The organism is Microbulbifer variabilis, from assembly GCF_052468405.1.
Genome location: NZ_CP174343.1, coordinates 475,086 through 500,802 on the forward strand (window position 1 = coordinate 475,086; position 25,717 = coordinate 500,802).

At 47.3% G+C, this 25,717-nt stretch carries 24 protein-coding genes; 3 read left to right on the forward strand and 21 right to left on the reverse strand.

From position 1 onward, the window contains the following. Nucleotides 1-101: 101 nt before the first annotated feature. The 12 genes from ACJJJB_RS02425 to ACJJJB_RS02480 form a co-directional block, all read right to left on the reverse strand. A complete protein-coding gene (locus ACJJJB_RS02425) occupies nt 102-698 on the reverse strand; it encodes a hypothetical protein (RefSeq protein ID WP_445365663.1) in 597 nt (198 codons plus the stop codon). Nucleotides 699-1,515: 817 nt separating this feature from the next. Further along, on the reverse strand, nt 1,516-2,082 hold the full coding sequence (locus ACJJJB_RS02430) for a hypothetical protein (RefSeq protein ID WP_445365664.1): 567 nt from the start codon (nt 2,080-2,082) through the stop codon (nt 1,516-1,518). A 126-nt stretch (nt 2,083-2,208) separates the two neighbouring features. After that, the gene (locus ACJJJB_RS02435; RefSeq protein WP_020412217.1) at nt 2,209-2,691 is read right to left on the reverse strand and encodes a YcxB family protein; all 483 of its coding nucleotides are present in this window, start codon (nt 2,689-2,691) and stop codon (nt 2,209-2,211) included. A gap of 2,746 nt (nt 2,692-5,437) precedes the next feature. Continuing rightward, nucleotides 5,438-5,884 carry an SF0329 family protein gene (locus ACJJJB_RS02440; protein ID WP_445365665.1) on the reverse strand — a complete coding sequence of 149 codons (447 nt, stop codon included), beginning with the start codon at nt 5,882-5,884 and terminating at the stop codon, nt 5,438-5,440. 107 nt (nt 5,885-5,991) lie between these two features. Beyond that, nucleotides 5,992-6,390, reverse strand: a complete 399-nt coding sequence (locus ACJJJB_RS02445; protein WP_353376851.1) for a hypothetical protein — start codon at nt 6,388-6,390, stop codon at nt 5,992-5,994. Nucleotides 6,391-7,198: 808 nt separating this feature from the next. Continuing rightward, nucleotides 7,199-7,543: a hypothetical protein gene (locus tag ACJJJB_RS02450; protein WP_445365666.1), complete on the reverse strand. Its 345-nt coding sequence runs from the start codon at nt 7,541-7,543 to the stop codon at nt 7,199-7,201. Nucleotides 7,544-7,662: 119 nt separating this feature from the next. Next, nucleotides 7,663-7,929 (reverse strand): hypothetical protein, encoded by a 267-nt coding sequence (locus ACJJJB_RS02455; protein ID WP_445365667.1) that lies wholly within the window; start codon nt 7,927-7,929, stop codon nt 7,663-7,665. A 714-nt stretch (nt 7,930-8,643) separates the two neighbouring features. Further along, complete coding sequence (locus tag ACJJJB_RS02460; RefSeq protein WP_445365668.1) at nt 8,644-9,396, reverse strand: hypothetical protein; 753 nt, start codon at nt 9,394-9,396, stop codon at nt 8,644-8,646. A 26-nt stretch (nt 9,397-9,422) separates the two neighbouring features. Then, nucleotides 9,423-10,064: a hypothetical protein gene (locus ACJJJB_RS02465; protein WP_445365669.1), complete on the reverse strand. Its 642-nt coding sequence runs from the start codon at nt 10,062-10,064 to the stop codon at nt 9,423-9,425. A gap of 81 nt (nt 10,065-10,145) precedes the next feature. Continuing rightward, nucleotides 10,146-10,439 (reverse strand): hypothetical protein, encoded by a 294-nt coding sequence (locus tag ACJJJB_RS02470; RefSeq protein ID WP_445365670.1) that lies wholly within the window; start codon nt 10,437-10,439, stop codon nt 10,146-10,148. Nucleotides 10,440-11,283: 844 nt separating this feature from the next. Next, nucleotides 11,284-12,021: a hypothetical protein gene (locus ACJJJB_RS02475; RefSeq protein WP_445365671.1), complete on the reverse strand. Its 738-nt coding sequence runs from the start codon at nt 12,019-12,021 to the stop codon at nt 11,284-11,286. Between the two features lie 84 nt (nt 12,022-12,105). Further along, nucleotides 12,106-12,567 (reverse strand): hypothetical protein, encoded by a 462-nt coding sequence (locus tag ACJJJB_RS02480; protein WP_445365672.1) that lies wholly within the window; start codon nt 12,565-12,567, stop codon nt 12,106-12,108. A 934-nt stretch (nt 12,568-13,501) separates the two neighbouring features. Here ACJJJB_RS02480 and csrA point away from each other — a divergent pair. Beyond that, on the forward strand, nt 13,502-13,690 hold the full coding sequence (gene csrA / locus ACJJJB_RS02485) for a carbon storage regulator CsrA (protein WP_282951427.1): 189 nt from the start codon (nt 13,502-13,504) through the stop codon (nt 13,688-13,690). Between the two features lie 176 nt (nt 13,691-13,866). Here the strand turns inward: csrA and ACJJJB_RS02490 are convergent, their stop codons facing one another. The 6 genes from ACJJJB_RS02490 to ACJJJB_RS02515 form a co-directional block, all read right to left on the reverse strand. Continuing rightward, nucleotides 13,867-14,259 carry an ABZJ_00895 family protein gene (locus ACJJJB_RS02490; RefSeq protein ID WP_211214902.1) on the reverse strand — a complete coding sequence of 131 codons (393 nt, stop codon included), beginning with the start codon at nt 14,257-14,259 and terminating at the stop codon, nt 13,867-13,869. 92 nt (nt 14,260-14,351) lie between these two features. Continuing rightward, nucleotides 14,352-14,810: a hypothetical protein gene (locus ACJJJB_RS02495; RefSeq protein ID WP_157533377.1), complete on the reverse strand. Its 459-nt coding sequence runs from the start codon at nt 14,808-14,810 to the stop codon at nt 14,352-14,354. 560 nt (nt 14,811-15,370) lie between these two features. Continuing rightward, entirely contained in the window at nt 15,371-18,145 is a 2,775-nt protein-coding gene (locus ACJJJB_RS02500; RefSeq protein ID WP_445365673.1) for a valine--tRNA ligase, read from the reverse strand. A gap of 148 nt (nt 18,146-18,293) precedes the next feature. Further along, nucleotides 18,294-19,118 carry a hypothetical protein gene (locus ACJJJB_RS02505; protein ID WP_445365674.1) on the reverse strand — a complete coding sequence of 275 codons (825 nt, stop codon included), beginning with the start codon at nt 19,116-19,118 and terminating at the stop codon, nt 18,294-18,296. 24 nt (nt 19,119-19,142) lie between these two features. Further along, the gene (locus ACJJJB_RS02510; protein ID WP_445365675.1) at nt 19,143-19,565 is read right to left on the reverse strand and encodes a DNA polymerase III subunit chi; all 423 of its coding nucleotides are present in this window, start codon (nt 19,563-19,565) and stop codon (nt 19,143-19,145) included. Nucleotides 19,566-19,675: 110 nt separating this feature from the next. Further along, nucleotides 19,676-21,142 (reverse strand): leucyl aminopeptidase, encoded by a 1,467-nt coding sequence (locus tag ACJJJB_RS02515; protein WP_282951422.1) that lies wholly within the window; start codon nt 21,140-21,142, stop codon nt 19,676-19,678. A 189-nt stretch (nt 21,143-21,331) separates the two neighbouring features. Between ACJJJB_RS02515 and lptF the strand changes: the two genes are divergently transcribed. Beyond that, nucleotides 21,332-22,468 carry an LPS export ABC transporter permease LptF gene (gene lptF / locus ACJJJB_RS02520; protein WP_020412235.1) on the forward strand — a complete coding sequence of 379 codons (1,137 nt, stop codon included), beginning with the start codon at nt 21,332-21,334 and terminating at the stop codon, nt 22,466-22,468. Next, nucleotides 22,455-23,516: an LPS export ABC transporter permease LptG gene (lptG, locus tag ACJJJB_RS02525; protein ID WP_445365676.1), complete on the forward strand. Its 1,062-nt coding sequence runs from the start codon at nt 22,455-22,457 to the stop codon at nt 23,514-23,516. Before lptF ends, lptG begins: the two co-directional genes overlap by 14 nt. A 6-nt stretch (nt 23,517-23,522) precedes the next feature. On the opposite strand, the gene ACJJJB_RS02530 is transcribed toward lptG, so the two are convergent. The 3 genes from ACJJJB_RS02530 to ACJJJB_RS02540 form a co-directional block, all read right to left on the reverse strand. After that, nucleotides 23,523-24,014, reverse strand: coding sequence for an RDD family protein (locus ACJJJB_RS02530; RefSeq protein ID WP_020412237.1), 492 nt, complete (start codon nt 24,012-24,014; stop codon nt 23,523-23,525). A gap of 76 nt (nt 24,015-24,090) precedes the next feature. After that, nucleotides 24,091-24,579, reverse strand: coding sequence for a hypothetical protein (locus tag ACJJJB_RS02535; RefSeq protein WP_020412238.1), 489 nt, complete (start codon nt 24,577-24,579; stop codon nt 24,091-24,093). Between the two features lie 419 nt (nt 24,580-24,998). Next, on the reverse strand, nt 24,999-25,694 hold the full coding sequence (locus ACJJJB_RS02540) for a class I SAM-dependent methyltransferase (protein WP_445365677.1): 696 nt from the start codon (nt 25,692-25,694) through the stop codon (nt 24,999-25,001). Between the last annotated feature and the right edge of the window lie 23 nt (nt 25,695-25,717).

The window sequence follows — 25,717 nt, forward strand, 5'->3', positions numbered from 1 at the left end:
ATGGACAGGGAGTCGTCATTGCGGGCACACAAGAGGGGGGGTGTGGGGGCCGATAGCTAGAAACTGACGGCTACCTGATTTAAGTGATGAAACATGCAAAACTAAATAGTATTTATGTTAATCTTCTTAACATATATTAATTCACAAGCTCCTTTTCCAGTATCTTCACGAGTTTGGGAACTTTCCCAATACCAATTATCAGTGGTAGATTTTACGTTTACCAAACTCCCTGATATTTCTATAATATCTCCCTTACGAATTTCATCAATGAGGCCTTCTATAGCATCGTTACCAGGAATGAGGTGCATATTAGCACTATGGGTTTCAATTTCTCTTCTAGGTATTGGAAATGAGTCTACCCGCCACCAATAAAATCGACGTGATTGTGATATCTTAATTTTTTCTAGGACACTCTCATCAGACATATTTCCCCAACCTAATACTAAATCAGTAGGTGAAAGCTCTGCTTCTCGACCAGTATGATAGTTTTTCTTGGATAGTACTTTTGCTTTAATTCTAAATTCTGCAATTTCCGTAATATTGTATTTTCCATAACTGAAACCAAAAATCGAGTCAATTTTCTCCTGCTGCGGTAGCTCAGGTGCCATTACTCCAGGCCCAAACGACACTTCAGCTGAGTGGTTGTAAAATTTCCAAATTCCACCAACTATCAAAACTAAAAAAAGTGCTTTTTTCATATTTATCTAAGATTCACATAACGCTTAAAGCAAGCGCGCATTTATGCGTCGCCTTACCTTTTTTGGTGCGCCCAGTATGGGCGTGGACCAATGGGGTGAAAGTTCACACTAGGAAGATCACCATTTAATGGGTTCCATTAAATGCTAACTACTGGCGAATGGCAACTGCAATACCACGGGGTCTTGTGCGGAGGAAGTTGCTAGCAAGACTACGAGCTGGCGAACAGAAACATCCTATAAGGCTTAGCTTGGAGGCGAGGTGGTCAAGGATACCGAGGCCGTTTGATCTAACGGGTAGAGTCAATGATGCAGTTGTGTAGTGAAAGTTCACGTTCTTATCTGGGGAGGTCTATTTAGCTTGCTGCTGTGAAGCTGTCAGCATGGTCGCTGACTCATAAGTAGGCCTAACCTACTAGCTGCCATCGTGGGGATAGACAAAAGTGGTGGAACACAGCAGCGCCTCGGTCAGTAATGATCAAGGTGATTAAACAGAAGTTAGCTGACGGCATAGTAGTCGAATGCCAAGATTAATACCTTGGACAGGGTGACGGTCGGAACCTAAATCTATGAGTTAAAAGATAGAGCTAGCCTACCGATATGTTTCCAGTCAGATAATATTGAGGTAGCGTACTACCATGACACTTAACTCAAATGAAGAGCTGCTCGATACTATCGTTGGGTAGAGATACACTACGAACGCCCAGACCGCCAGCCTAAGCCGTGGGACTTTTTATTATGCAACAATGAACTTAGTGAATGCATAAGAAAAAGGCCTGTGGTGTAGGGCTAGTGCATTGTCTTGTTATGTATTTTCAAGTCACCTGACCAGCGACCAACCTTTCTTTCTAGCGCTCTCCGTACAACTCATTCCTATAGCTTGAGAAATAATGCTACATGGATGTGCGAGCTGGAATATTTTTCCGTTTTCGATAGTAACCCTACTTTCTAACCTAGTGCCCATGTATATGCTTTCGAAGGCAAGTCTTTTTCGTCTTTGAATCCTATTTCCATCTTTATCAATAAACTCTAATACTTTCGGTGCCCGATAGTAATCAATAGAACTTTCTTCAAGAGCATCTACAAACTGATCAATATTGATTTCTTGAAATTTCACTTCCTCTTCTTCGCCGAAATCAGAATATTCAAATTCCTCACCAGATAAAGAACCCGTAATAGCATCCACCAAATCATTGTCGAACCAAATTACCCATCCTCCATAGCCCCAAATGTTGGCCTCCATAAATTCGTCAATCTCTTCACTTGTTGACGAGCTAGCCCATCCTTTAGGCTCTCCAATCTGGCGAATAACTTCAGCTTTGGTAGCTCCTGGGTGTATACCCATAAAGTCACCATCATTCAGAAATTTTAATATTTGAAGTTTCATTTTTTCTATACACTCTTACACATAACGCTTTGCCAACGGGCGACCCTGTAGGGTCGTCGCGTTTGGGCAACTTGTTATGTATTGTATTATCTGCACTGTAGGCACAATTTTAATTTCTTATTGAAATCAATGTTTACCCTTAATCTTGGTTACTATCTCATTAATTAATTCAGCAGGTAATAACGATTTAGACAAGTACTGCTGCCCCCCAGATTTAGCTACCAAAATAAGCCCTAAATCGGTTTCAATAATACGCTCGATATCTGCCCATGACAGAGCTGTTATCGTATAAGGATTCTGTGTCTGGATTCCATCCTTATCTATGGTTAATTTCACTTCACTACCGGCACTTTTCCCAAGCATCTGCCGTGCTAACCACCAAGCTCGTCGAAATCGAATGTGAATCAGTTCCAGCACGCCTAATGCAATTAACGTGCAACTTGCGATCTTAGGTTGCTCAGTAAATAACAGTAATCCCGCACCAGAAGATAATAATAATGTAGGAAGAAGATAATTTGGCTTGACGTTTTTCCCATAGGGGAGAGACTGATCATAACATTCGGCAAGGTAATCTCTAGATAAAGTAAATTGAGTATTAAAAGGCTGCATAAAAACAACTTATTGTGTCTGGTTAATTTGTCGTAGCACTACAGTGAGTGTCAGGATGATTCTTTAAGCTGATGTCAATTACGCCACATCTCTCATAAGGCCTTGACTTAGCCCCAGATAACGCCTTTAACAACGGCAAATTACGGAATCGAAGGCGTAGTAATTTGTCCGCTTGCCTAATTTTGGCACGCCCAGCATGGGCGCGGACTAATGGGGTGAAAGTCCCGTGTAGGAAGATCACCGTTTAATGGGCGCCATTAAATGCTAACTACCAGAGAATGGCAACTGCAATACGGTGAGGTCTTATGGGGGGAAGCAGCAAGACTACGAGCCGGCGAACGGAAACATCCTATAAGGCTTAGCCTGGAGGCGAGGTGGCCAAGGATACCGAATCTGGGTGATCTAACGGGTGGAGTCAATGATGCAGTTGTGTAGTGAAGGTTCACGTTCTTATCTGGGGAGATCGGTTTAACTTGCTGTTGTGAAGCTGTCAGCAGGGCCGCTGACTCATAAGTAGGCCCAGCCCGCTAGCGACTATCGCGAGGATAGACAAAAGTGGCGGGACACAGCGGCGCCTCGGTCAGTAATGACCAAGGTGATTAAACAGAAGTCAGCCGATGGCATAGTAGCCTAATGCCAAGATTAATACCTTGGATACCGTGAAGGCCTGAACCTAAATCCATGAGTTAAAAGACAGGGCTAGCCTACCGATATGTTTGCAGTCGGATAAAGTTGAGGTAACGCACTGCCATGACACTCAACTCAAACGAAGAGCTGCTAGACACTATCGTTGGGTAGAGGTTTATTACGGATAGGGAAGCGCCCATTGCGGGCCCGCACGATGAGTGGTGTGGGGGCCGGTAGCTAGAAACTACCGGCTACCCGATTTATGCATTATTTTGACATCAAAACCAAAAGAGCTGCTAAAACTGCAGCACAAAAAGGTTTTGCCAGTTCTCTACCAGCAACTAATTATTCGCGATCCACTCCTGTCCCTTTAACCCATACGAAATAATACTCGATGAAAAACCAAATCGGAGGGGCGAAAATCCAAACTCCTAAAATAACGTGAATATATTTGTATTTTTTAAAACTTCCAAATAAATAGGACAGTCACCGATCTTGTTTGTGAATGACTGTCCATGTTGTTTTGTGAACTTCCCTTAAAGACTTCAAACCATATGATTGTTACTGGGCAGTCCGTAATGAGCTGGTCGATCACAGCAAGCCACCCACCGAAAACGGTCAGACCACCAACAGAATGACCAGGAGACGTACTCAAAATTGTGTCCGGCGGTTTCCCAATGGATCAAGACTTGAGGCTCACCAGCATCAGGTACCGAACACCACAGTCCTCCATCGCGTATAAGCTGAGTTTCATCAACGTCGCCACGTTTGATATTCCGGCTCTCAACAGCATTAACATTTCTAACAAGCTTGAATTTAATTATGTATCTTGTGTTCGCGGTAATAGGCGATTCAAACCCACTGGTAGAGAGGTAGAATTGTCCCGCTGGTTTGGTATGGCCTTCCGCAAAATAACGATCGTTAGTGCCGTGGTAGAACAGTTGATCTGAGTAAAATTTTACGCTCATAAGTATTACACCTTTGAACAGTAAATAGAAAATTATGGTATATGGTAGCCAACCATAGATACAAGGTATAAGAACTTTAACCGCTATATTTCTCTACTTCAATGGGGGCCGCCAGTTTGAAATTTGCTGTAAAATACAAACGTTATTTACTTTTGAATCTTTATCTTGACGGGTTTCAAACTCGCCAGATTGATAGTTCAGCGTCGTATATCCCACACCTGCTTTTTGTATTTAACCATTCAATTTTCCTCTATTTAATTCGAGTACTTAGTGTAATGCATAAGAGTGTTGAAAAATATTATCATTACCACCATGAGGAAATTGGTTTATTTAATGTGTTTTTACATGACTCCTCAATAACCCGCAGCTGTAACATAGCGAAGCGGATTGTAAGCTGTCGGGCGCCGAAGGCACGTAATTCATTGACTGGTACACCCAGTACGGGCGTGGACTAATGGGGTAAATGGGGTAAAAGTCCCTTGTAGGAGTATCACCATTAATGGGTTCCATTAAATGCTAACTATTAGCGAATGGCAACTGCAACACTATGAGATCTTGTGGGGAGGAAGCCGCTAGCAAAACTACGAGCTGGCGAACACAAACATCCTATAAGGCTTAGCTTGGAGGGGAGGTGGCCAAGGACACCGAAGCCGGGTGATCTAACGGGTAGAGGAAATGATGCAGTTGTGTAGTGAAAGTTCACGTTCTTATCTGGGGAGATCTGTTTAGCTTGCTGCTGTGAAGCTGTCAGCGTGACCGCTGACTCACAAGTAGGCCCACCCCGATAGCCACCATCGCCAGGATCGACAAAATGGTGGGATACAGCAGTGCCTTGATCAGTAATGGCTGAGGTGATTAAACAGAAGTCAGCCGACGGCATAGTAGCCAAATGTCAAGATTAATACCTTGGACATGGTGAAGTCCTGAATCCAAACTCCATGAGTTAAAAGGCAAGGCTAGCCTGCCGATATGTTTCCAGTCGGTTAAAGTTGAGGTAGTGCACAGCCATGATACTCAACTCAAATGAAGAGCTTTTCGACACTATCGTTGGGTAGAGATTCATTACGGATAGGGAGCTGCTCATTGAGGGTCCGCATAATGGGTGGTCTGGGGTCCGGTAGTTAGAAGCTACCAGCTACTAGCTACCAGATTCAGTGCTTTTCTAGCCGCGCCTCAATTACTTTCAATGCTGCCCTATTTTTTGTTTTCCTCTTTAGCTCAGGTAGGCGTCTTAAACCTATACGCTTATCTGAAGCTCGAAATATGTTAATCAACCCCCAATGGTCATTTTGAAAATTCTTTGACATCAGCTCATCTTTTGGAGTGTCAATATACTCTCGTATTAGATTGGAAATATCTGGAACATCACTGCCATAAGGATACCACTTAGTATTTACTCGTTTAGGATGATTCTTCCCAATAAAATCTCTTGGGTAGTCCCAGATTATCTCCTTGCCTAATGTAATCCAATATCTAGGAATATCGGTAGATCCCATTTGTGAATCTATTCTATAGGCTCGGCAATGCAATTGCAGATCAAGTCCATCTGCTCGCAGCAAATAAAATTCCTTCTGCAGTTTACTCCAAGGTCTTCCCATTACTTATATCTCTATAGTACTAACGTCGCCAACACGAACCGAAATGGAGCAGCGAAGCTTCGGAATGTAGGTCCAGCCAGCTTTTCTGGCGATCGTACCTGGTATTGCTATAACTTACCTGACACATACTTTGAGCCTAGGTAAAAAAACACTGCGCTAAATAATAATGGGACAAATAAACTAAACCAATAATACCCACCCAATACTACAGACAGAATACCCTCCATTTGAACAGCACCCAGCCTGACAGTAATCAAAGCCAACAACACTAATGCCGACACCAATGATATTTTAAGCTGAGAGGACGACAAATTTGCCAAGCCTATAAAGATACCAAACAACGCCCCTTTTATAGCAAAACTTGTAGAATCCATAGGCCAGCACCCATATTCTGATTGTTCGCAGGGATGATGAAACATCACATGCGAAGAACCATAAATCATGTCTCCTACGAAAAAAGCTAACCAAGGAAACAAGATTACAAACAAGTACTTTATGTAGGTCACAGAGCCCTCATGAGTTATAACGCTGCCAGCATGGACCGAAATGAAGCAGCGAAGCTGCGGAATGTAGGTCCAGCCAGCTTTGCTGGCTATCGTGCTTCGCCTTAGTACGCCCAGTATGGGCGTGGGCTAATGGGGTGAAAGTTTCCTGTAGGAAGATCACCATTTAATGAGTTTCATAAATGTTAACTACTAGCGAATGGCAACTGCAAGACCGTGAGGCTTGTGGAGAAGAAGCCGCTAGCAAACTATGAGCTGGCTAACAGAAACATCCTATAAGGCTTAGCCTGGAGGTGAGGTGGCCAAGGTCACCGAAGCCATGTGATTTAGCGGGTAGGGTCAATAATGTAGTTGTGTAGTGAAAGTTCACGTTCTTATCTTGGGAGATCTGTTTAGCTTGCTGCTGTGAAGCTGTCAGCGTGGTCGCTGATTCATAAGTAGGCCCAACCCGCTAGTCACCATCGCGGAGATAGACAAAAGTGGTGGAGCACAGCAGCGCTTCGGTCAGTAATGGCTGAGGTGATTAAGCTGAAGTCAGTCGGCGGCATAGTAGCTAAATACCTAGATTGATACCTTGGACATGGTGAAGGCCTGAACCTAAATCCACGAGTTAATAGACAGAGCTAGCCTGCCGATATGTTTCCAGTCAGATAAAGTTGAGGTAGTGTACTGCCATGACACTCAGCTCAAATGAAGAGCTGCTCGACACTATTGTTGGGTAGAGATTCATTACGGATAGAGGACCACCCATTGCGGGCCCGCATGATGGGTGGTGTGGGGGCCGGTAGCTAGAAACTACCGGCTACCGGATTTATGAGTTTCGGTATTCACCTATTACCTCGATTTTCCCAACAATATTTCTATTAAGATCTTCCAGATCTTCAGCGGGCACCCACCATTCAGTATGTGACTTAGCACCCACGCATTTTATGGGGTATTTTTCCATGAAGGACTTAACCACTTCAAATTTGGTTACGTAGCGTGCACCGAAATCGGTGATATTCCACTGTGTTAAGGCAATGGCATATTCTTCGTTTGTAACCGGATAAAAAATTGGTTGTTCTGGCAAACGAGGGGGCCATTTTTTATAGCCCGATTCCTTAACCAGTTCTAACTCTTTTTCGCCGGTGGGCCTATAGCAAGTAACAGTTTCCATGCTTTAAATCTCAGTACTCATAAGGTTTGCTAAAGGGCAGCCGAAACACAGTGTAGGCTGTCCCGCGGAGGCTACGCTTTTTGCGGCCAGAGTGTACTTGTGCAACTTGTTATACGGCGTTACTCGAAGCACCTCTTTAATAAATAACCACATACCCAGGCCAAACCAAAAAAGATACCTATTATGGCAAGTAGGCCAAAACTGGCACCGACTAGCTCGAAGGTAAACTCTTTATCCGTAGATACAAGTTCAGTAACTAGCGCACCGAATATAGCTACACCGAAAATACTGAAGGCAATGAGACCAATTAGCATAGAAAAGAACACCAAAGGCTTTTGTAGTCTCTTAAACTGGATACCTAAAAGTATTGCTTCTATTAATCCCATAGCTAAATCTTGGTTGCCTTGTAACGCCTCAAATACCGGTGCAGATTTGACTTGGTACGCCCAGCATGGGCGTGGACTAATGGGGTGAAAGTCCCTTGTAGGAAGATCACCATTTAATGGGTGCCATTAAATGCTAACTACCAGAGAATGGCAACTGCAATACGGTGAGGTCTTATGGGGAGGAAGAAGCTAGCAAGACTACGAGCTGGCGAACGGAAACATCTTATAAGGCTTAGCCTGGAGGTGAGGTGGCTACGGACGCCGAAGCCATGTGATCTAACAGGTAGAGTCAATGATGCAGTTGTGTAGTGAAAGTTCACTCTCCTATCTGGGGAAATCTGTTTAGCTTGCTGCTGTGAAGCTGTCAGCGTGGTCGCTGACTCATAAGGCCCAACCGGCTAGCTATCATCGCGGGGATAGTGAAAAGTGCTGGGACATAGCAGCGCCTCGGCCAGTAATGACCAAGGTGATTAAACAGAAGTCAGGTGACGGCCTGAACCTAAATCCACGAGTTAAAAGACAGGGCTAGTCTACCAATATGTTGCCAATCGAATATAGTTGAGGTAGCACAGTGCCATGACACTCAGCTCAAATGAAGAGCTGCTTGAGACTATCGTTGGCTAGAGACCCATAACGGATAGGAGTTGCCTATTGCGGGCCCGCACGCTGGGGGCCGGGGTAGCTAGAAGCTACTGGCTACCCGATTTAAACTTTTCATACTAGCGGGACATCCCCTGATTTCAACGGTGCGACTATTGTTGGTTTTCTATCAGCTTTAAAGTCAAATCTATTTTGGTGGAAAGGCAGAGCCCAGAATTCGTCGATTGTTTGTTTATAAGGTTCTTTCAAATTATGTATGGTCATTTTGCCAAGTGGGTCATCTGGCCTATGAGCATGGAGCCGATATATAAATACGAAGTCTCGTAGATCTTCAATATCTAAATGAAAACCATCAATTGTTGCCAATACAGTTTTATAACCATCTCCATAGTTGGCTATTTTTTCTTCGGTATGCCGAGTGACATCCATAAGGTGTCCTCGCGCGGATTGATATAGATGATAGTTGCCTCCGTTCATATAAAGCTTATTATTCTTGGTGATGTATTCATGCGGGATTTTCGTATTACGCATCTCTGGATGTGTACACTTTAGTTCTATCAGATAATTGCAACTTTTTGTTTCAGCCAGGAGATCACAGTCTTTTCCTTTTGGATCGATACCCTTTGGTTCATAAGTAATCTTCACGCCCTCCTTAGTATTAAGGAGAAAGCACATTACCTTTAACTCAAATACATGATCCTGAACTTGCCTATAGGTAACAGACTTATTAGCAATACCATTGGTGAGTTGATTAAACCTCTTAAGCCAAGAGTTAAATTGGTTCACGCCCTCACATTGCTTTATAGCCACTTCGATTTGGTCTTTGAAAGACCGAGGAAACCTAATAAGTCGATCTAACTGCTCCATACTTTTTCCTTGTAGAGCCTAATGTTTCAATCGGTCGGAGTGCCAGCGATCGGTTGTATTGACTTGTTATTCAATGTTTCAATCATTTCTTCATTCGCTCTATTTCTATCTATTCGAAGCTTCTCAAGCTTATTTTTCTTATCTACCATGTACTCAACGATATCCCAGCTCGACATTTGATTTTTCGGTATATTGTACTGCTTTCTAAGTTTCTTCGTGATTTCAGCGGCTTTGAGTCCAAGAGTAGAGTATTGAAACTGCCGTTCTTCAAAACCCTCGAAAAATTCTGGAGGACATGCTACATGCTCAAATGTGCTTGATATGTCTCTGTCAGCCTCCTTCACTAAACTTGGAAAGTATAGTATTTCGTACATTAGCTTCGGAGGGAAAGATTTCCAATTCACATCTTCTAACTCTATATCTAGCTCTGGAGTTTTTACTTGTACACGATGGAATCCATCTTTGTCTGGTTGTCCATGATATAGCCCGTTATCCCCAACTACAGCAGCACAGCCATCCATAAAGGATTCAAAGATACAGATTATTCTTATTGCAAGATACTCTGCTTCCTTCTTGCGATCTTGGTGCGCTGTGAAAATGTCTTTAACGAAGTTTAGAAGGAAACCTAAGACAACACCAAACAAGCCAATAACTATCTTCTCATTCATATATCTAACTCATTGCGAGGATGTACTACATAAGGCCGCGAGTATGGGCGCAGCTTTAGTTGAGCCCAATGCCTTGCTTTACTAAATGTTTTTGAACTGAATTTCATAGGCCTTAACCTGTTCTGGAAAAAGCTCCCCATACTCAGGATATGAAATACCTACTAAATCTATTAGTGCCTCATCTAAATCGGGGTAAGCCATAATTTGGCCACTAGAAAATTGCAAAGGTTTATCACTAGCATTGACGATTTTAAAGAGCCCATTTAGCTCAAGGCGATACTCATCCTCAGATTTTGCGCCACCCAACTGAATAAGTAGCTCCGAAAATGACTGAATACTGCCATGCTCTTTGAGCTGGCCAGAAACACTACCCATCGGCGGGTCGCCGCTTTCTAATGTGGACTTTGCTATACACTTATCCCTATAAAATACTCTGTACATCTGCCTTACACTTAACGTCCGTATTTGCGGTTGGTTTGGATTGCAGAGGAAAACAAATCCGACAATATGCGCTTAGTATGCCCAACATGGGCGTGAACTAGTGCGGTGAAAAACCCTTGTAGGAAGATCACCATTTAGTGAGTTCCATTAAATGCTAACTACTAGCGAATAGCAACTGTAATACCGCGAGGTCTTGTGGGGAGGAAGCCGTTACAAAACTATGAGCTGCGAACAAAAACATCCTATAAGGCTTAGCCTGGAGGCGAGGTAGTCAAGAACATCGAAGCCGGGTGATCTAACGGGTAGAGTCAATGATGCAGTTGTGTAGTGAAAGTTCATGTTTTTATCTGGGGAGATCTGTTTAGCTTGCTGCTGTGAAGCTATCAACGTGGCCGCTGACTCATAAATAGGCACAATCCGCTAGCTACCATCATGGGGATAGGAAGAGTGATGGAACACAGCTGCGTTTCGGTTAGTAATGATCAAGGTGATTAAATAGAAGTCAGCAGGTGGCATAGTAGCCAAATGCCAAATTGAATACCTTAGACAGGGCGAAGGCCTGAGCCTAAACTCCACGAGTTAAAAGACACGGTTAACCTACCGATATGTCTCCAGTCGGATAAAGTTGAGGTGGCGCACTGCCATGATACTCAATTCAAATGAAGAGCTGCATGATAGTGTTGTTGGGTAGAAATTTATTACGGATGGGGAGCCGCTCATTGCGGACCTCCTCGATGGGTGGTATTTGGGTTGAAGGCTAGAACTGCTGCTATCCGATTTAGGCATAAGGGTTCCATGCTACTTCACAAGCGAGATATTCTGACAGAACAACCCGAATTATTACCCCATTGATATCGTCAATTGCCAGATACCGATAGCGTCCAACCTGAACATCTACCCAATCATTCACAATTACTTGCACATGCTTGTGTTCACCTGATTCTTCTTCCAAAGTCAATTCAGCAGTAAACATACGTTGCATGTTTCTCGAACCTATTTCGCCAAGGAGTTGTTGGATATGTACAGCATCAAACCCTTCTCGAGCATCTTGCGTTAATGACTCTAAAGCGCCACACCAGTAGTGTATTGGTTCATCTTGGCAAGGCTGGCTTAACTCGAACGCCGCATGACCTCTAGCTAGCTTTAGCATCACATTTTTAACTCGCTCATGCTCCGGATGAAATATAGTTCTGCCATTAGAAGTAGATTTTGCGGCATCTATCCGTGCTTTTAACGCAGGAGCGCGTTTCATTGCTCGAGCAACAGAAGGCCGGCTTATTTCTTCTGGATCTGTTGATCCAGCAAGTGCTGATTCAAGTAAGCACACAAGGTATTGCTCATCTTTAGAAAACCCCTGATTGCAAGTCTTGCAAGCACCTACTACAGGCAGATTTTCAGGATAAGGCGCATCTAACAAAATTTTGGACGGTACATGATCTCTTGTGTCTGCTCTCGCCCCACAGAAGATGCATTCATTGATGAGTCTCTCATCTGCTAAATCTAGGAGTTGATCCATACTAATTGCCTAGCGCCGCCAGTGGAGACAGCCGGAACAGAGCGAAGCGGCGAGTAGGTGGCCCTGCTGGCTGGACTTGTATGGTTACCTTTGCTCAATGAGCTTGATAAACCTACCTTGAACATATTTCTTAAAAATAATACCCATTGCAGCATTTAACAGCTCTAAATTGCCTTTATCAATACTGTCTAATATTTGAGAAACTTCGGGGATAAGGTCTAACCCTTTATCTTTAATTACGATTACGGCTTGATCTTCTGATTTGGGATATTCTTCAGGTTCCAATTCCTCGTATTGATTTACCAGCATACAAAGAATGTAAATTAAAGCAGCCTCTCGAATAAATGTTTCATCAACCCCGAGTGAAACACCTTCGGATTCAATTACTTTAAGATCTAACAGATCCCAACAGGAGAAGCTGTCAAATAACCAATATGATGTTTGACCGCAAGAAAAGTCCCCTTCTTCTATTAATTGATAATAAAAGAAGCTCGCATACATCATGGCTTCTCGCCCAAATTCGCAATTGGATTCATCGACAATCACTAAACTTTCCTTGGCAACCTAACAGCGTATTCAAAAGCAGCCGCATTATATCACCAGTCAATATATCCCAGGGGGAGAAAACCCCTTTAAGCCAGAAAAAAATAAATCAGAATGTTAGCCTGCACCGGTGGAGAATTACTCTAGTGGATATATTGCGGCTGCAATATATCCTCGTATTTCTCTGCTTTTGATCATAAACATAAACCGTTTGAAATCAAAAGGTTAGCGTTTTTTTTGCTGTGGATATGCGAGGCTGCTCTTGATCTTTGGTATTGATAGCGGATGAAAACAACAAAGTGTATATAAAAGCAGCAAGGTGAAGCCGTTAGGGGTGATCTATTGTTTCTGGGTTCCAATGCGAAAGGCAGTGAAGAGTACCAACTTTAACAACCATTTTTATACACAACCGAATTCTTCAAAGCGTGAGCAACCAAAAATATAGGCACAAAAATAATCTTATTGGATTTTATTCAGTTTGTTTTAGTGTCAAAGCTGCGTAAAATCGGTGGATATTTATCGATATTTTGGTCCTCATTGAACAGCCTACTAAAGGCCGATGACCAAAGAGGTTCGAGAGAATCAAGAATTTTCTAAAAGAACCATTCCCTCAAAGGAGAACGGTAGCGTGACGTAAGAGTAAGTAAAAGGCGCTGACCCAAGGTGGTGGAACACCAGGGGCCAGCTAACCAAATTGATAACCCAAGTATCAAAATGGCTATATGGATCATACGCTAGAAACCCGCTCGTCTTCAATAAAGTGGAGTTCATTCAGTAGTTTGGGGCATGTTCCCTGGCTCTGGAAGCGTTGCGTCTGCCTTTTCTACCTCTATGCCTACCGTTCTCGCGCTCCACCTAATACTTCCTTAAAAGTTACTTTCAAATCCTTCCATTAAGGGAGGTCTACGTATGGTTTGAGTATTCATAGGAAGCAATTATGTTGATCTTAAAGCGCCGGACGGGTGAAAACTTACGGATTGGAGCTAACGTCTCAATTACGGTATTGGAAGTTAAGGGTAATCAAGTAAAGATAGGCATACGTGCTCCCAAATCCCTACCCGTTCACCGTGAGGAAATCTATAGACGTTTGCAAAAGGAGCCGGTGTTGGGGGATGGAGGTGGTTGAGATTTCGGAACGCGCGAAGCAAGCGCGCGCATTGGCGTGTTCAGTCCGCCGGGTGTGTTAATAAGAGCGTTAACGCTGCTAGTAGGGGAGGCAAGACCAAAGCGAAGCGGAGGTTTGATATCCCTCTGGCTGGTCTTGTTAACTCTCTATGATGCCTTGTTTAAGTAGTGATTTTTTTACAACCCCTGTAAAGAAATAGATAACGACTGCATGAATAGCTCCGATAATCGCAACTGAGAACAAAGAACTGAACCGATTGCTTCATGACCAGATTCGGAAAGTACGGCAGCTCCGAAAATAGCTTGAATAACCACGTTAATAGTGATAAACCCCATCACTACCCTGGTTTTTTCACTTTTATTGAAATAGCGGCGATTCTTATTAGCAAAAGAAGAACATACCCAAAATATCGAGCCCAATAATATTCCGATATTTACGCCGCTATTACTGCCAACGCCAAAGTAGTTAAGTGTAAATCCTACGAGGATAACCAGTATTATATAAGTTAAAGCAAACTGGGTTAATACTCCTCGAATGCTTATTACTTCTCCTTGTGTAGTGTAGTTAATGCCAACTACTACTGCGTAGTATGCTGGCGGGCTTTTTGGAACAAAAAGCGTGACACTTTACGGAGTTAGATTGATGGTTTTTGTTAGGCTTATCACAACTCGAAACAGTTCGTTTCATTACCTTGTACCCATTGAAAAACTGATTTTGTAGCAGTTTCCCATTTCTTCGAGTCATTGAGTAAATAAACCTTTATATTTGTTGGACAGGCGTCTGTTTTATAAAGTTCAATTAACTGCAAAAAACCACTGTTAACAGGATTAATATGTTCGACGGTTACTTTTGCATTGGCTTGATCTTTAGAAATAGTACCTGCTATTTGGTTCTTTGCTGTCACAGGAATAAATACGCCACCCGCAGGCATGATTAAGCTATCAGCCCCACCGTGACACCGCGCAGTATTTGAGGCTATAACCTCATACGCTTCAGCTAAAGGTGCATCTATGCACTTTTCTACAATTTGATAGTGATTGTTTCTCAACTCTTGTTCTGTTTTTGGGATACTCACGCACCCCGTACAAACCAGTAATATCCCAAATAATGAAAGTCTCAAGTGCTTCCCCATGTAAACCTAACCTTTATATAGTAATCATTCTGACCATTATTATCATGATTACCATCCTGGAATCAATCTAACGAAGAAGTGCGTAAGAACCTTGAGGGATCAATAAAGCACATACAAGCCAGAACTCTTGTCCCAAATTCAAAAATAATTACTTTGGTTACTATCCCCAATGAATAGTCTTTCTATAACTCACTGTTAGACCGAGAGCTTCAATCAATCAGGCTCTTTTTAAAAAATAACAGTAAAACCGATCAAAAATCATGCTGATTTCTTATCAGGCATTTAGGAGGGTTGAAAAATGGAGCGGTGCTTGAAGCGTTTTAGCGCGCTTTAAGTCGTATACCACTTCGGTAAAGCTGTTTTTGGAGCTGACAAACCCATAAGCGATGTAGGTACATTGAGCGCATACTCATGTTCTGAAGTTGATAGAAAATCGAAAGACATTAGGGCTAGAAAGGGTAGTTTGATTTATATCAAAAAAAGAAAAGGGGGCAGAGCCCCCTTTTTAAATCAGATCCGCTCTTTATCGGAGCAGATTACCAGAACCATTAAAGGTTACTGATTTCCTCAAGTTGCTGTTGCAGACGCTCGTGAGCACCTTTCATTTCCGCGAGCTTGTCCTTCTCCTTGGCAACAACGGCTTCGGGGGCTTTGTCCACAAACTTGGGATTGTTGAGCTTGCCTTCAACTCGTGCGAGTTCTTTGGAAAGTTTATCAATCTCTTTTTGTAGACGGGCGCTCTCGGCTTTAACGTCGATCAGGCCAGCCATGGGTACCAGCAATTCCATATCGCCTACCAGGGCGGTGGCGGAGGCTGGTGCAGCTTCTCCACTTTCCAGCCAGGTGATTTCTTCGAGGCTGGCTAGTTTGATCAGCAGGCTGCGGGCTTGCTCCAGCAGTTCTTTGTCTCGGCTGGAACCGCCGCGCAGGATCAGTGGGATTTTCTTCGCTGGGGAAATATTCATTTCACCGCGAATATTACGCACGCCTTCAATAACCTGCTTCAACCAGGCAACGGCCGCTTCCGCTTCTTCGTCGATCTTGCTGTTATCTGCTTCCGGGTACTGCTGCAGCATAATGGTGTCACCGTTGGAACCGGCGAGGGTTTTTACACGCTGCCAGATTTCTTCAGTGATAAATGGCATCAGTGGGTGAGCCAGACGCAAAATGGTTTCCAGTACGCGGATCAGGGTGCGGCGGGTGCCTTTCTTCACTGCGTCGGAGGCGTTGTCGTCCCACAGTACCGGTTTGGACAGCTCCAGGTACCAGCTGCAGTACTCGCTCCAGACAAAGTCGTACAGGGCCTGGGAGGCGAGGTCGAAGCGGTAGGTGTCCATGGCTTCGCGTACGGTGATTTCGGTGCGCTGCAGCTGGGAAATAATCCAGCGGTCGGCGATGGTCAGTTCATAGTCGCTGCTGTTGTCCTGGCCACAGTCCTGTCCTTCGCAGTTTTGCAGCACGTAGCGGGAGGCATTCCAGATCTTGTTACAGAAGTTGCGGAAGCCTTCGATACGGCCCACATCAAACTTGATGTCGCGGCCGGTGGATGCCAGTGAGTAGTAGGTGTAGCGCAGGGCATCGGTACCAAAAGCAGAGAAGCCTTCGGGGAAGTCCTTGCGGGTTTGCTTTTCGATCTTCTCGCGCAGGTGCGGTTGCATCATGCCGGAGGTGCGCTTGGCTACCAGGCTCTCCAGGTCGATACCGTCGATCAAATCGATTGGATCGATCACGTTGCCCTTGGATTTGGACATCTTCTGGCCGTGGTTGTCGCGCACCAGGCCGTGCACGTACACGGTGTTAAACGGTACTTCCTTTTTGAAGTAGAGGGTCAGCATCATCATGCGCGCGACCCAGAAGAAAATAATATCGAAGCCGGTGACCAGTACGGAGCTGGGGTGGAAGGCTTTCAATTCTTCGGTATCTTCTGGCCAGCCCAGGGTGCCGAAGGTCCACAGGCCGGAGGAGAACCAGGTGTCGAGTACGTCGTCGTCCTGGCGCAGGCTGATGTCGGCGCCCAGGTTGTGCTTCTCGCGCACTTCCTCTTCGCTGCGGCCAACGTAGACTTTGCCTTCGCTGTCGTACCAGGCGGGGATGCGGTGGCCCCACCACAGCTGGCGGGAAATACACCAGTCCTGGATATCGCGCATCCAGGAGAAGTACATGTTTTCGTAGTTTTTCGGTACGAACTCAACGCGGCCATCTTCAACAGCGGCGATGGCTTCATCGGCCAGGGGCTGGGTTTTTACGTACCATTGATCGGTGAGCCAGGGCTCGATCACGGCGCCGGAGCGGTCTCCGTGAGGGACCTTGAGGGTGTGGGGCTCTACTTTTTCCAGCAGGCCGAGGGCGTCCAGGTCGTCGACAATCTGGGTGCGCGCGGCAAAGCGCTCCATGCCCCGGTATTTTTCCGGCACTGCGTCGTTCAGGTGGGCGTCGGCATCGAGGATGTTGATCATCTCGAGGTTGTGGCGCTGGCCCATCTCGTAGTCGTTGAAGTCGTGGGCCGGGGTGATTTTTACACAGCCGGTGCCGAATTCACGATCGACGTATTCGTCGGCAATAATCGGGATTTCGCGATCCGCCAGGGGCAGCTTGATGGTCTTGCCAATCAGGTGCTGGTAGCGCTCGTCTTCCGGGTGTACGGCTACGGCGGTATCGCCGAGCATGGTTTCCGGGCGGGTAGTGGCGACCACCAAGTGGCCAGAGCCGTCGGAGAGCGGGTAGCGGAAGTGCCACAGGTGACCCTGCTTCTCTTCGTTTAATACTTCCAGATCGGAGATCGCAGTGTGGAATTTCGGGTCCCAGTTCACCAGGCGCTTGCCGCGATAAATCAGGCCGTCTTCATACAGTTTGATAAAGACTTCCTGCACCGCTTTGTAGAAGCCGTCGTCCATAGTGAAGCGTTCGCGGGACCAGTCGGGGCTGGCGCCCAGGCGGCGCAGCTGGCGGGTAATGGTGCCGCCGGACTCTTCCTTCCACTCCCAGACCTTCTCAATAAACTTGTCGCGGCCCAGGTCGTGGCGGGATATGCCTTCGGCGCCCAGCAGGCGCTCTACCACCATCTGGGTGGCGATACCGGCATGGTCGGTGCCCACTTGCCACAGGGTGTTGTCTCCCTGCATGCGGTGGTAGCGAATCAGGGCGTCCATGATGGACTCCTGGAAACCGTGGCCCATATGCAGGCTGCCGGTGACGTTCGGCGGCGGGATCATAATGCTGTAGGGCTTGGCCTCAGTATCCCCGGAAGGCTTGAAGTAGCCGTTCTCCTCCCAGGTTTTGTACCACTGCTGTTCGATGGCGTTGGGCTGGTATGTTTTGTCCATGCGGGCGGGAAACCTTGTGTTTAACTGACTGCGTGCACAGCGTTTTGGCTCAGGATAGTCTGGTGCTTGCTCGGGCTGCGCGGAAAAAGGGGGGAATTATACCGCTGGGGTCTGGTGGGCAAAAGGCAGGTTTTGCCTGTATTGGTAATCAGTCCCAGACGCCCAGCTCGTCGACGACTTTTTCTATCTGTGCGCGCAACCGCCTCTCCAGTTGTGGCAATTGCTGTGCAACTAACTGTTCGATCAGGGCCTGGCGCTGCCGTTCCTTCTCGGTTGGCTCCAGCTGGTCGGCAGGCTCCCCTTCTTCAGTAATGGCTTGGGCCATTGCCAGGGCCTGGGTGCGTGTACCTGCGCTGGTGGGGTCTACCGGCTCTGGACTTTGGGCATCCTGGTCTACACCGGTGGGAACCTTGCCACCAGTGAGGCGCGCACGAATATGGGCAGGCAAGAAAGGGTTTTCCTGGGCGGGGCTGCTCTCTACCTGAGCTTGCTTCGCAGTTTCAGTTATCCCTCTGCCAGTCGCTTCAGGATCTGTCACCTCGGTTTCAGTCTCAGTTGGGGGCAATTCCTGTAGTGGACGCAGCAATGCCAGGTCAGACTCAGCTAGCTGCATTTCGCACTCTGAAGGGGCAACTTCTTCCACCGGCGAGAATAGAATAGGCAGATCCGCCGTATCCAGGGCATCCTCCTCTATAGTAGGGGCTGATTGCTGCTGAGACATAGAGTCTGTTGATGAAGGGAGGTCCGATGGTGGCTCGGCAGTAAGGGTGGGGACCTCTACCTGGGATCGGGGCTCTGGTGTCTGTTGGGGAGTGCCTTGCCCGTGAGGGCCGGCTACCTGATTGAGCAGGGGAATTTCGTCCAGGTCGTCGCTATTAAGGAGGTCGTGCAACGAACTGAGCTCGCTGAGCAATTCGCTGGGCTGCTTGCGTTGTTGTCCGCGCTGCTTGTGTTTGTTCTTTCGACCGGACATAGCGGTAGTGAGTAATTACATGCCTTAGTTGATCTTATGGGATTGTAACGGATATCCGCGATCACGGAAGTGACCAAATCGTAATCGTGAACGCTGCAGTGTATCTGGATGTTGTACAACTATCTCCGCAAGGCGCTCAAAGCGGCTGAACCACTTGGGCACTTTGCTACATAAATTAATCAGCAGTCCATGGTGAGTTCCCGGATCTTCCCCGCTATTAATTTCAATGGCTGAGTGCTGCTCTTCGCTTTGAGCACCATGTGGGAGAAAGCTGTCTTCGCGAAAAGTCCACAATAGCTGGTCGATCTGGCTGGCGTGGTCCCGGTTATCGACGGCAACCAGCACGCGCAACCCACTGCGGTAAGCCTTTTCCGCAAGGCGACAGGCGAAAATATCCGCTTGTTGGGGCTGATCGGATGAAAGGATATAAAAGTCGATTCGAGTCATCGAGGGCGCCGGTGAAATTCTTGTCCATGCAGAAAAGACAGACGGCCCCACCGGAGCCGTCCTATCAGCTACCCACCGTAAAGTGGGCGGCTATTGTGCGCGTTTAGCGCTTATTTGCCCAGGAGGTATTCAACTAGTAGTGGAACCGGGCGGCCTGTAGCGCCTTTGGCGGCGCCAGACTTCCAGGCACTACCTGCGATGTCCATATGTGCCCAGTTGTAATCCTTGGTGAATCGCGCCAGGAAGCATGCGGCAGTAACAGAGCCCGCCTCGCGGCCGCCAATGTTTTGCATATCGGCAAAGTTGGAGTCCAGCGAGGGTTGATATTCATTCCACAGAGGCATTTGCCAGGCGCGGTCTCCGGTAGTCTCGCCGGCCTTGATCAGCTCTTTAGCGAGCTTTTCGTTATTGGCATACAGGCCTGTTGCATGGTGACCAAGGGCAATAACACAGGCACCAGTCAGGGTAGCGATATCAATAACAGCACGGGGTTTGTACTTGCCGGCATAAGTAAGGGCATCGCAGAGTACCAGGCGGCCTTCGGCATCGGTATTCAGGATCTCGATGGTTTTACCTGACATTGAGGTCACAATGTCACCGGGCTTGCTGGCGCCGCCACTGGGCATGTTCTCTGCGGCAGCAACCATGCCCACAACATTGATCGATGGCTTCAGCTCTAATAGTGCATTCATCACGCCGAAGACACTGGCAGCACCACCCATGTCGTACTTCATTTCATCCATAGCCAGGCCGGGCTTGATGCTGATGCCGCCGCTATCAAAAGTGATGCCCTTGCCGACCAGTACAATCGGCTTGTCACTGGCTTTACCACCTTTGTAGTTCATGGCAATCAAGGCCGGCGGCTGGTCGCTCCCCTTGGCAACACTCAGCAGGGCACCCATGCCCAGGGCTTTCATTTTCTTTTCATCAAGGACCGTGGTAGTGAGTTTTGTGTGTTTTTTGGCCAATGCACGAGCTTCACTTGCCAGGTAATTGGGGGTACAGATGTTGCCTGGCATATCGCCCAGTTCACGGGCTACATTACTACCGATTGCTTGGGCTGCCCCGATATCGATTCCAGATTGAATAGATTTGAGTTGCTTTCGCTCCAGGCCGTGTACCGTGAACTTGCTCAAGGGATAGGGCTTTGCGTCAGTCTGGCACTGGGTGAAGCGGTAGGTGGCAAGTCCGGCTGCCATTGCAATTTGCTGTGCTTGCCAGGACTTGTCTGCACCGTCTACATCCAGTTCACACAGATAAGAAGTGGCGTCCTTGAACTTTTTAGCCGCTGTAGCGCTGGTCGTGGCCAGCTTGCGGAATTCAGCCTGGGTGAGAGCACCCTTGCCGGCACGAACGACCAGTACGCGATCACTGGGACCTTCGATCAAGTCAATCAGTTGGGTGCTGCCTGGCTTGGTGCCGAGGTCACCGCGCTTGAGGATTTTGCCAATCACTCCCCCGGTGAGTTTATCTAGGCTTTTTCCACTGTGGGTAAGGCTGTTTTTGGCATCTGCCGAAATAATGGAGCAGGCTGTGCGCTGTTTGGTGATATCCAAAACCTTGGCGGAGAACTGCATTTTTAGCTTTCCTTAAAATCTGACAAAAGATTGCATGGCTCTGAGCCGAGACATAGCAAGAATTTTTAGTGATAATGCGTCGCACAAGTTTAACCTGCCCGTCTTTGGAATGCTGTAGTCGGTGGGAAACTTGTTCATTTTGAGTCCAGATTTCATCACACCGCTGTCACCAAGGAATACGTTCGCCCTGTGATTATTTTCCGCTACCTCTGCCGTGAGCTGCTGTTTGCCACGCTGGCAGTCAGCGCTGTTTTACTTTTAATGGTGATGAGTGGCCGATTTGTTAAATACCTGGCGGAGGCTGCCGCGGGTGATATCTCGGCTAATATTCTTTTCTCCCTGATGGGGTTCCGTCTGCCGGGGTTCCTTGAACTTGTGCTGCCCCTGGGGCTTTTCGTTGGGATACTGCTCGCCTACGGTCGCTTGTACATTGAGAGTGAAATGACAGTGTTGCATGCCTGTGGTTTCAGCGAGTGGCGACTGCTGATGTATACCCTGGCTCCAGCATTGATGGTGGCTCTGGTCGTGGCTTCCATGAGCTTGTATTTCTCTCCTGCAGGTGTGGCACGCTCTACTAACTTGCTCAATATTGAGAAAGCCCGCAACGAGTTCGACCACCTGATACCAAAGAAATTTATCTCCACCAGTGGCGGTCGAGCAGTCTATTACGCTGAGTCCCTTAGTGAGGATAAGTCCACAATGCAGGATGTTTTCCTGGCTGAGTTGGGTGCGACTGAGGAGGAGACACAGGCAAACCATCAAGTGGTGACCCGTGCGCGCGAGGGTGTGCAGCAAGTCGACCCTGAGACAGGGTTGCGTTATTTGGTGTTGCGCGATGGTTATCGTTATGCAGGGGTGCCTGGGCAGCGTGAGTACAGGCAGATGGAGTTTGACACTTATGAGGTGCTGCTCGAGGTTCCTCAATTGCGCAATCGTTGGCGTGACCAGATGGAATCAGCACCCACCTTGCAGCTATTAAAGAGTGATGACCCCAAAGAGAAGGCATTCCTCTACTGGCGCTTCAGCCTTCCAGTTTTAGTGCTAGTGGTCGCCGTGTTGGCTGTCCCTTTATCCCGAACAAACCCCCGGCAGGGGCGCTTTGCCAAGATGATCCCTGCGATCCTCCTTTACCTTATATACCTGGTAACTCTGCAGGGCGTTCGTGGTGCCATTGAGGACGGCAAGTTTGCCAACCCCTCTGTGATTTGGCTGGTGCATCCGCCGTTCCTATTGATCGGTTTGTTGTTGCTGGCTATGAGGAACTGGCGGCGCAAACCCAAGTTGCGCCCAGAGGGAGTAGGGGAGGCGACAAATGCTAAGGCTTGATCTGTATATTGGTCGAACCATAGCCCTGGCAGTGGGTGCGGTACTTCTTGTTATCCTCGGGCTGGATATTGTATTTGCCATTGTCGATCAACTGGGAGAATTCAAGGAAGGCTACGGCTTTGCGGAGGCAGTGCAGTATGTTTTGTGGAAGCTTCCTGCACGGATTTATGAGCAGTTAGGTTTTTCCGCACTGGTTGGCTGTATGGTTGGCCTGGGGACTTTAGCCGGGACCAGCGAGTTGACGGTTATGCGCGCTGCTGGAGTATCGATCGGGCGTATTGCCTGGGCTGTGATGAAGCCGATTATCCTGCTGATCCTGATCGGTTTGGCACTGGCCGAATTTGTTATTCCCAAGACAAATGTCATTGCTGAGAACAACCGTGCCCGCGCGCTCGGAGAACTGGAGGCCACCGGTCTGGAGAGTGGTCTTTGGCTGAAAGACAGCGGGGAATTTGTGCATTTCAACGCGGCCCTGCCGGATGGCGAACTATACGGAATAACCCGCTATCACTTTGACAGTGATCAGGAGCTTAAACGCGTAGAGTTTTCTGAGCGTGGGCAGTTCGAAGGGGATAAATGGCAGTTGGAAAACAGTCGTATTACCAGCTTTTCAGCGGAGAATACCCAGAGTGAACTGGTACCAGCCAGTAGCTGGAATGCCGAGATTTCCCCAGAGCTTTTTGCGCTCATTGTACCGCTACCCTCAGACCTATCCCCGAGAGATCTCTGGTCCTATGGTACCTTTCTCGATCGCAAGGACGAGGATTCCAGTCGCTACTGGCTGCAGTTCTGGAAAAAGCTTTTGCAACCACTCACCATTGCCAGCCTGGTGATGGTAGCGATCTCCTTTATCTTTGGGCCTTTGCGCGAGGTAACCACGGGGTTACGGGTTTTTACCGGCATTATTGTCGGTATTGTTTTCCAGACAGTGCAGGATATGCTTGGTCCATCTTCATTGGTTTTTGGCTTCCCACCACTACTGGCCGTGGTGGTGCCCATAATTCTGTGCTTCATAGTGGGGTGGTTACTACTTAAGCGCGCCCGCTGAAGCGAATCACTTTTTCTTTTTGGGCAGTAGGCGCACCTGGGACTCAGATATCAGGTCGTGCCAGCTGGCCTTATCAGACCTGGCCCAAGCGGAAAAATAGCCGAGGCCAAGGCATGCCAATGATATTGGTGCCACTACAGCACGCAGGATACATTGACGCCATGAAAGCTGGACGCCATCGGGATTGGCTACGATGAGACGCCAGGCGCGCATACCAACAGTTTGCCCAGCCACACGCCAGGACCAAAAAAAGTATCCTGCGATGACCGCAACTGCACCCAACTGGTAAATCGGGCCGCCCACACAAGGACTGTAATCCATGGCTTCCGGCTGGCAGTTGAGACCTCCAATTGCCGATGCGACAGGTAAGGCGACGAAGCCATAGACCATCATTAGCCCCATCAGGATCAGCAAATCGTACATCAGGGCCGCAAGGCGCCGTCCAACACCGGCTATAGGTAGTTCTGGGAAGGTAGTTGGGGTATTTGAGGTACTCACGGCAATCTCCGCCAAATTCAGATGGCGGAGATTCTAACAAACCTGAAGCTATGCAAGGAAAGGCCGCTTGCCAGTACTAGAATTCGTACTCGAAGGAGACTTTGAATTTGTCGTTTGAGAGGCTAAACCCATAATCGACAGAGTTGCCAATCTTACCGCGGTTGGTGGTATAGCGCAGTAGGCTGTTCCGGGCTGTGCGTTTATTACGTTGCTTATAGGTCTCAAAACCCATTTTCAGGATTTTGACCAGGGCCTTGCCTCCGGTAGTTGGTCGGTGTTCAGAAGGGTAGGTATGCATCTTCAGCCATTGGTAGTTAAGACGCCTCTGCGTACTGTTCATGGAGTTGTTGCGGAGGAAATCTGCTGCTTGGAGAAGGTCTGCATTGCCCATAGCGAAGGCGCTATCGGAGAAGTAAAGATTGCCGGATTGTAAATTGAGGGCCTGTTGGGAGTCGGGGATAAATAAGTCATCAGCGGAGCAGAAGCAGCAGGCGGGAAGCAGGAGCAATCCCACAGTTGTTGGTAAGGTCTTTCCCTGTCTGATTCTGAAGTTGCAGAGTACCATTCGATTTACCCCAGGGTGTTACTTCTCATCGGGACGCCGTAAGCGGTCGTTAAATTTATTATGGGACACCCAAATCAAAGCGTTATCCCTTATAAAATAGGCGGCTCTTACAACTTCACTTACTGGACAGTCGGGGATTGACGGTTAATTTTCTGCAGGCCGCATTAACTGGACACTTTTCCATTTTTGTCCAAGCAGTCGCAGATGTGAGCAGCAGGACGCCAATGTTTTTTTATTATTTTTTTGATATTGCCAGATTAATGCTAATGAAAAATTGATCTTGAGTTATGGGTCAATATCCATGGGTCTACCAAGACCCAGATCGGTTAAAACCGCAGCTTGGCGTGATAATTTTCTATACTGAACTTTTAATGCCACTTTTCCACAGAGAGTGAGTGTTGGCTTGTTTGCTCAGGGCACTACAAAGTGGTTGTTAGCCGGCCGCACAATATAAGTGAGGCTGGAAGTCCTGTTGTGGGATTGAGGGGCTCCTTCAGGGAGGGCAGTACCAGGTTATTTTGGGTAAACAGATCAACCCAGCTTGATATGGTGCGGAAGTACCAGGGTGCGGCCTCTTCGAAATTCCCTTCGATCCCTTCCCAGGTGCCGGGTCTCCAGCCATCTGTGTAATCCTGCTCTCCGCAAGAAATCAAAGGATGTAATGTCTGGACCAGCAAGTGGCCTCCAGGGTTGAGTAGGCTGCCAGCTTTCTGGAAAAAAACCTCCGTTGCCGATTCACCGATCAGCGAGAAGTTACACACCACCAGGTCAAACTTTTGCCCCAAGGCTTTCGTGTCCAGATCTTCATAGCTGGTTGTCAGGAATTGTTGATAATTCCCGCTGCGATGCTGTGCCTCTGTAATGAGTTCGGCTACGGCATCAATACCGTAGACATCAATATTTTTAGCTGCCAAGTTGCGGGCCAACCAGCCTTCGCCACAGCCCACATCTAGGACATTTGTAGGGTTGTGCGCCAAAATAGCTTCGATAATGGCGCGGTTGGTGATTAACTCCCGACTGGGAATAGCCGCTCGATCAATAACATTCACCCACTCCCCAGCATTTTTGTGCCAGCTTTGCAGGATTTTATTATCACTGAACTCGTAATCCTTCACCTTTGATCCTTTTCGTCTATGTA

What these genes read in the sequence shown, in the direction of transcription:
- ACJJJB_RS02425 (WP_445365663.1), bottom strand. Translation starts at nt 698, where the DNA reads ATGAAAAAAGCACTTTTTTTAGTTTTGATAGTTGGTGGAATTTGGAAA.
- ACJJJB_RS02430 (WP_445365664.1), bottom strand. Translation starts at nt 2,082, where the DNA reads ATGAAACTTCAAATATTAAAATTTCTGAATGATGGTGACTTTATGGGT.
- ACJJJB_RS02435 (WP_020412217.1), bottom strand. Translation starts at nt 2,691, where the DNA reads ATGCAGCCTTTTAATACTCAATTTACTTTATCTAGAGATTACCTTGCC.
- ACJJJB_RS02440 (WP_445365665.1), bottom strand. Translation starts at nt 5,884, where the DNA reads ATGGGAAGACCTTGGAGTAAACTGCAGAAGGAATTTTATTTGCTGCGA.
- ACJJJB_RS02450 (WP_445365666.1), bottom strand. Translation starts at nt 7,543, where the DNA reads ATGGAAACTGTTACTTGCTATAGGCCCACCGGCGAAAAAGAGTTAGAA.
- ACJJJB_RS02455 (WP_445365667.1), bottom strand. Translation starts at nt 7,929, where the DNA reads ATGGGATTAATAGAAGCAATACTTTTAGGTATCCAGTTTAAGAGACTA.
- ACJJJB_RS02460 (WP_445365668.1), bottom strand. Translation starts at nt 9,396, where the DNA reads ATGGAGCAGTTAGATCGACTTATTAGGTTTCCTCGGTCTTTCAAAGAC.
- ACJJJB_RS02465 (WP_445365669.1), bottom strand. Translation starts at nt 10,064, where the DNA reads ATGAATGAGAAGATAGTTATTGGCTTGTTTGGTGTTGTCTTAGGTTTC.
- ACJJJB_RS02470 (WP_445365670.1), bottom strand. Translation starts at nt 10,439, where the DNA reads ATGGGTAGTGTTTCTGGCCAGCTCAAAGAGCATGGCAGTATTCAGTCA.
- ACJJJB_RS02475 (WP_445365671.1), bottom strand. Translation starts at nt 12,021, where the DNA reads ATGGATCAACTCCTAGATTTAGCAGATGAGAGACTCATCAATGAATGC.
- csrA (WP_282951427.1), top strand. Translation starts at nt 13,502, where the DNA reads ATGTTGATCTTAAAGCGCCGGACGGGTGAAAACTTACGGATTGGAGCT.
- ACJJJB_RS02500 (WP_445365673.1), bottom strand. Translation starts at nt 18,145, where the DNA reads ATGGACAAAACATACCAGCCCAACGCCATCGAACAGCAGTGGTACAAA.
- ACJJJB_RS02505 (WP_445365674.1), bottom strand. Translation starts at nt 19,118, where the DNA reads ATGTCCGGTCGAAAGAACAAACACAAGCAGCGCGGACAACAACGCAAG.
- ACJJJB_RS02510 (WP_445365675.1), bottom strand. Translation starts at nt 19,565, where the DNA reads ATGACTCGAATCGACTTTTATATCCTTTCATCCGATCAGCCCCAACAA.
- ACJJJB_RS02515 (WP_282951422.1), bottom strand. Translation starts at nt 21,142, where the DNA reads ATGCAGTTCTCCGCCAAGGTTTTGGATATCACCAAACAGCGCACAGCC.
- lptG (WP_445365676.1), top strand. Translation starts at nt 22,455, where the DNA reads ATGCTAAGGCTTGATCTGTATATTGGTCGAACCATAGCCCTGGCAGTG.
- ACJJJB_RS02535 (WP_020412238.1), bottom strand. Translation starts at nt 24,579, where the DNA reads ATGGTACTCTGCAACTTCAGAATCAGACAGGGAAAGACCTTACCAACA.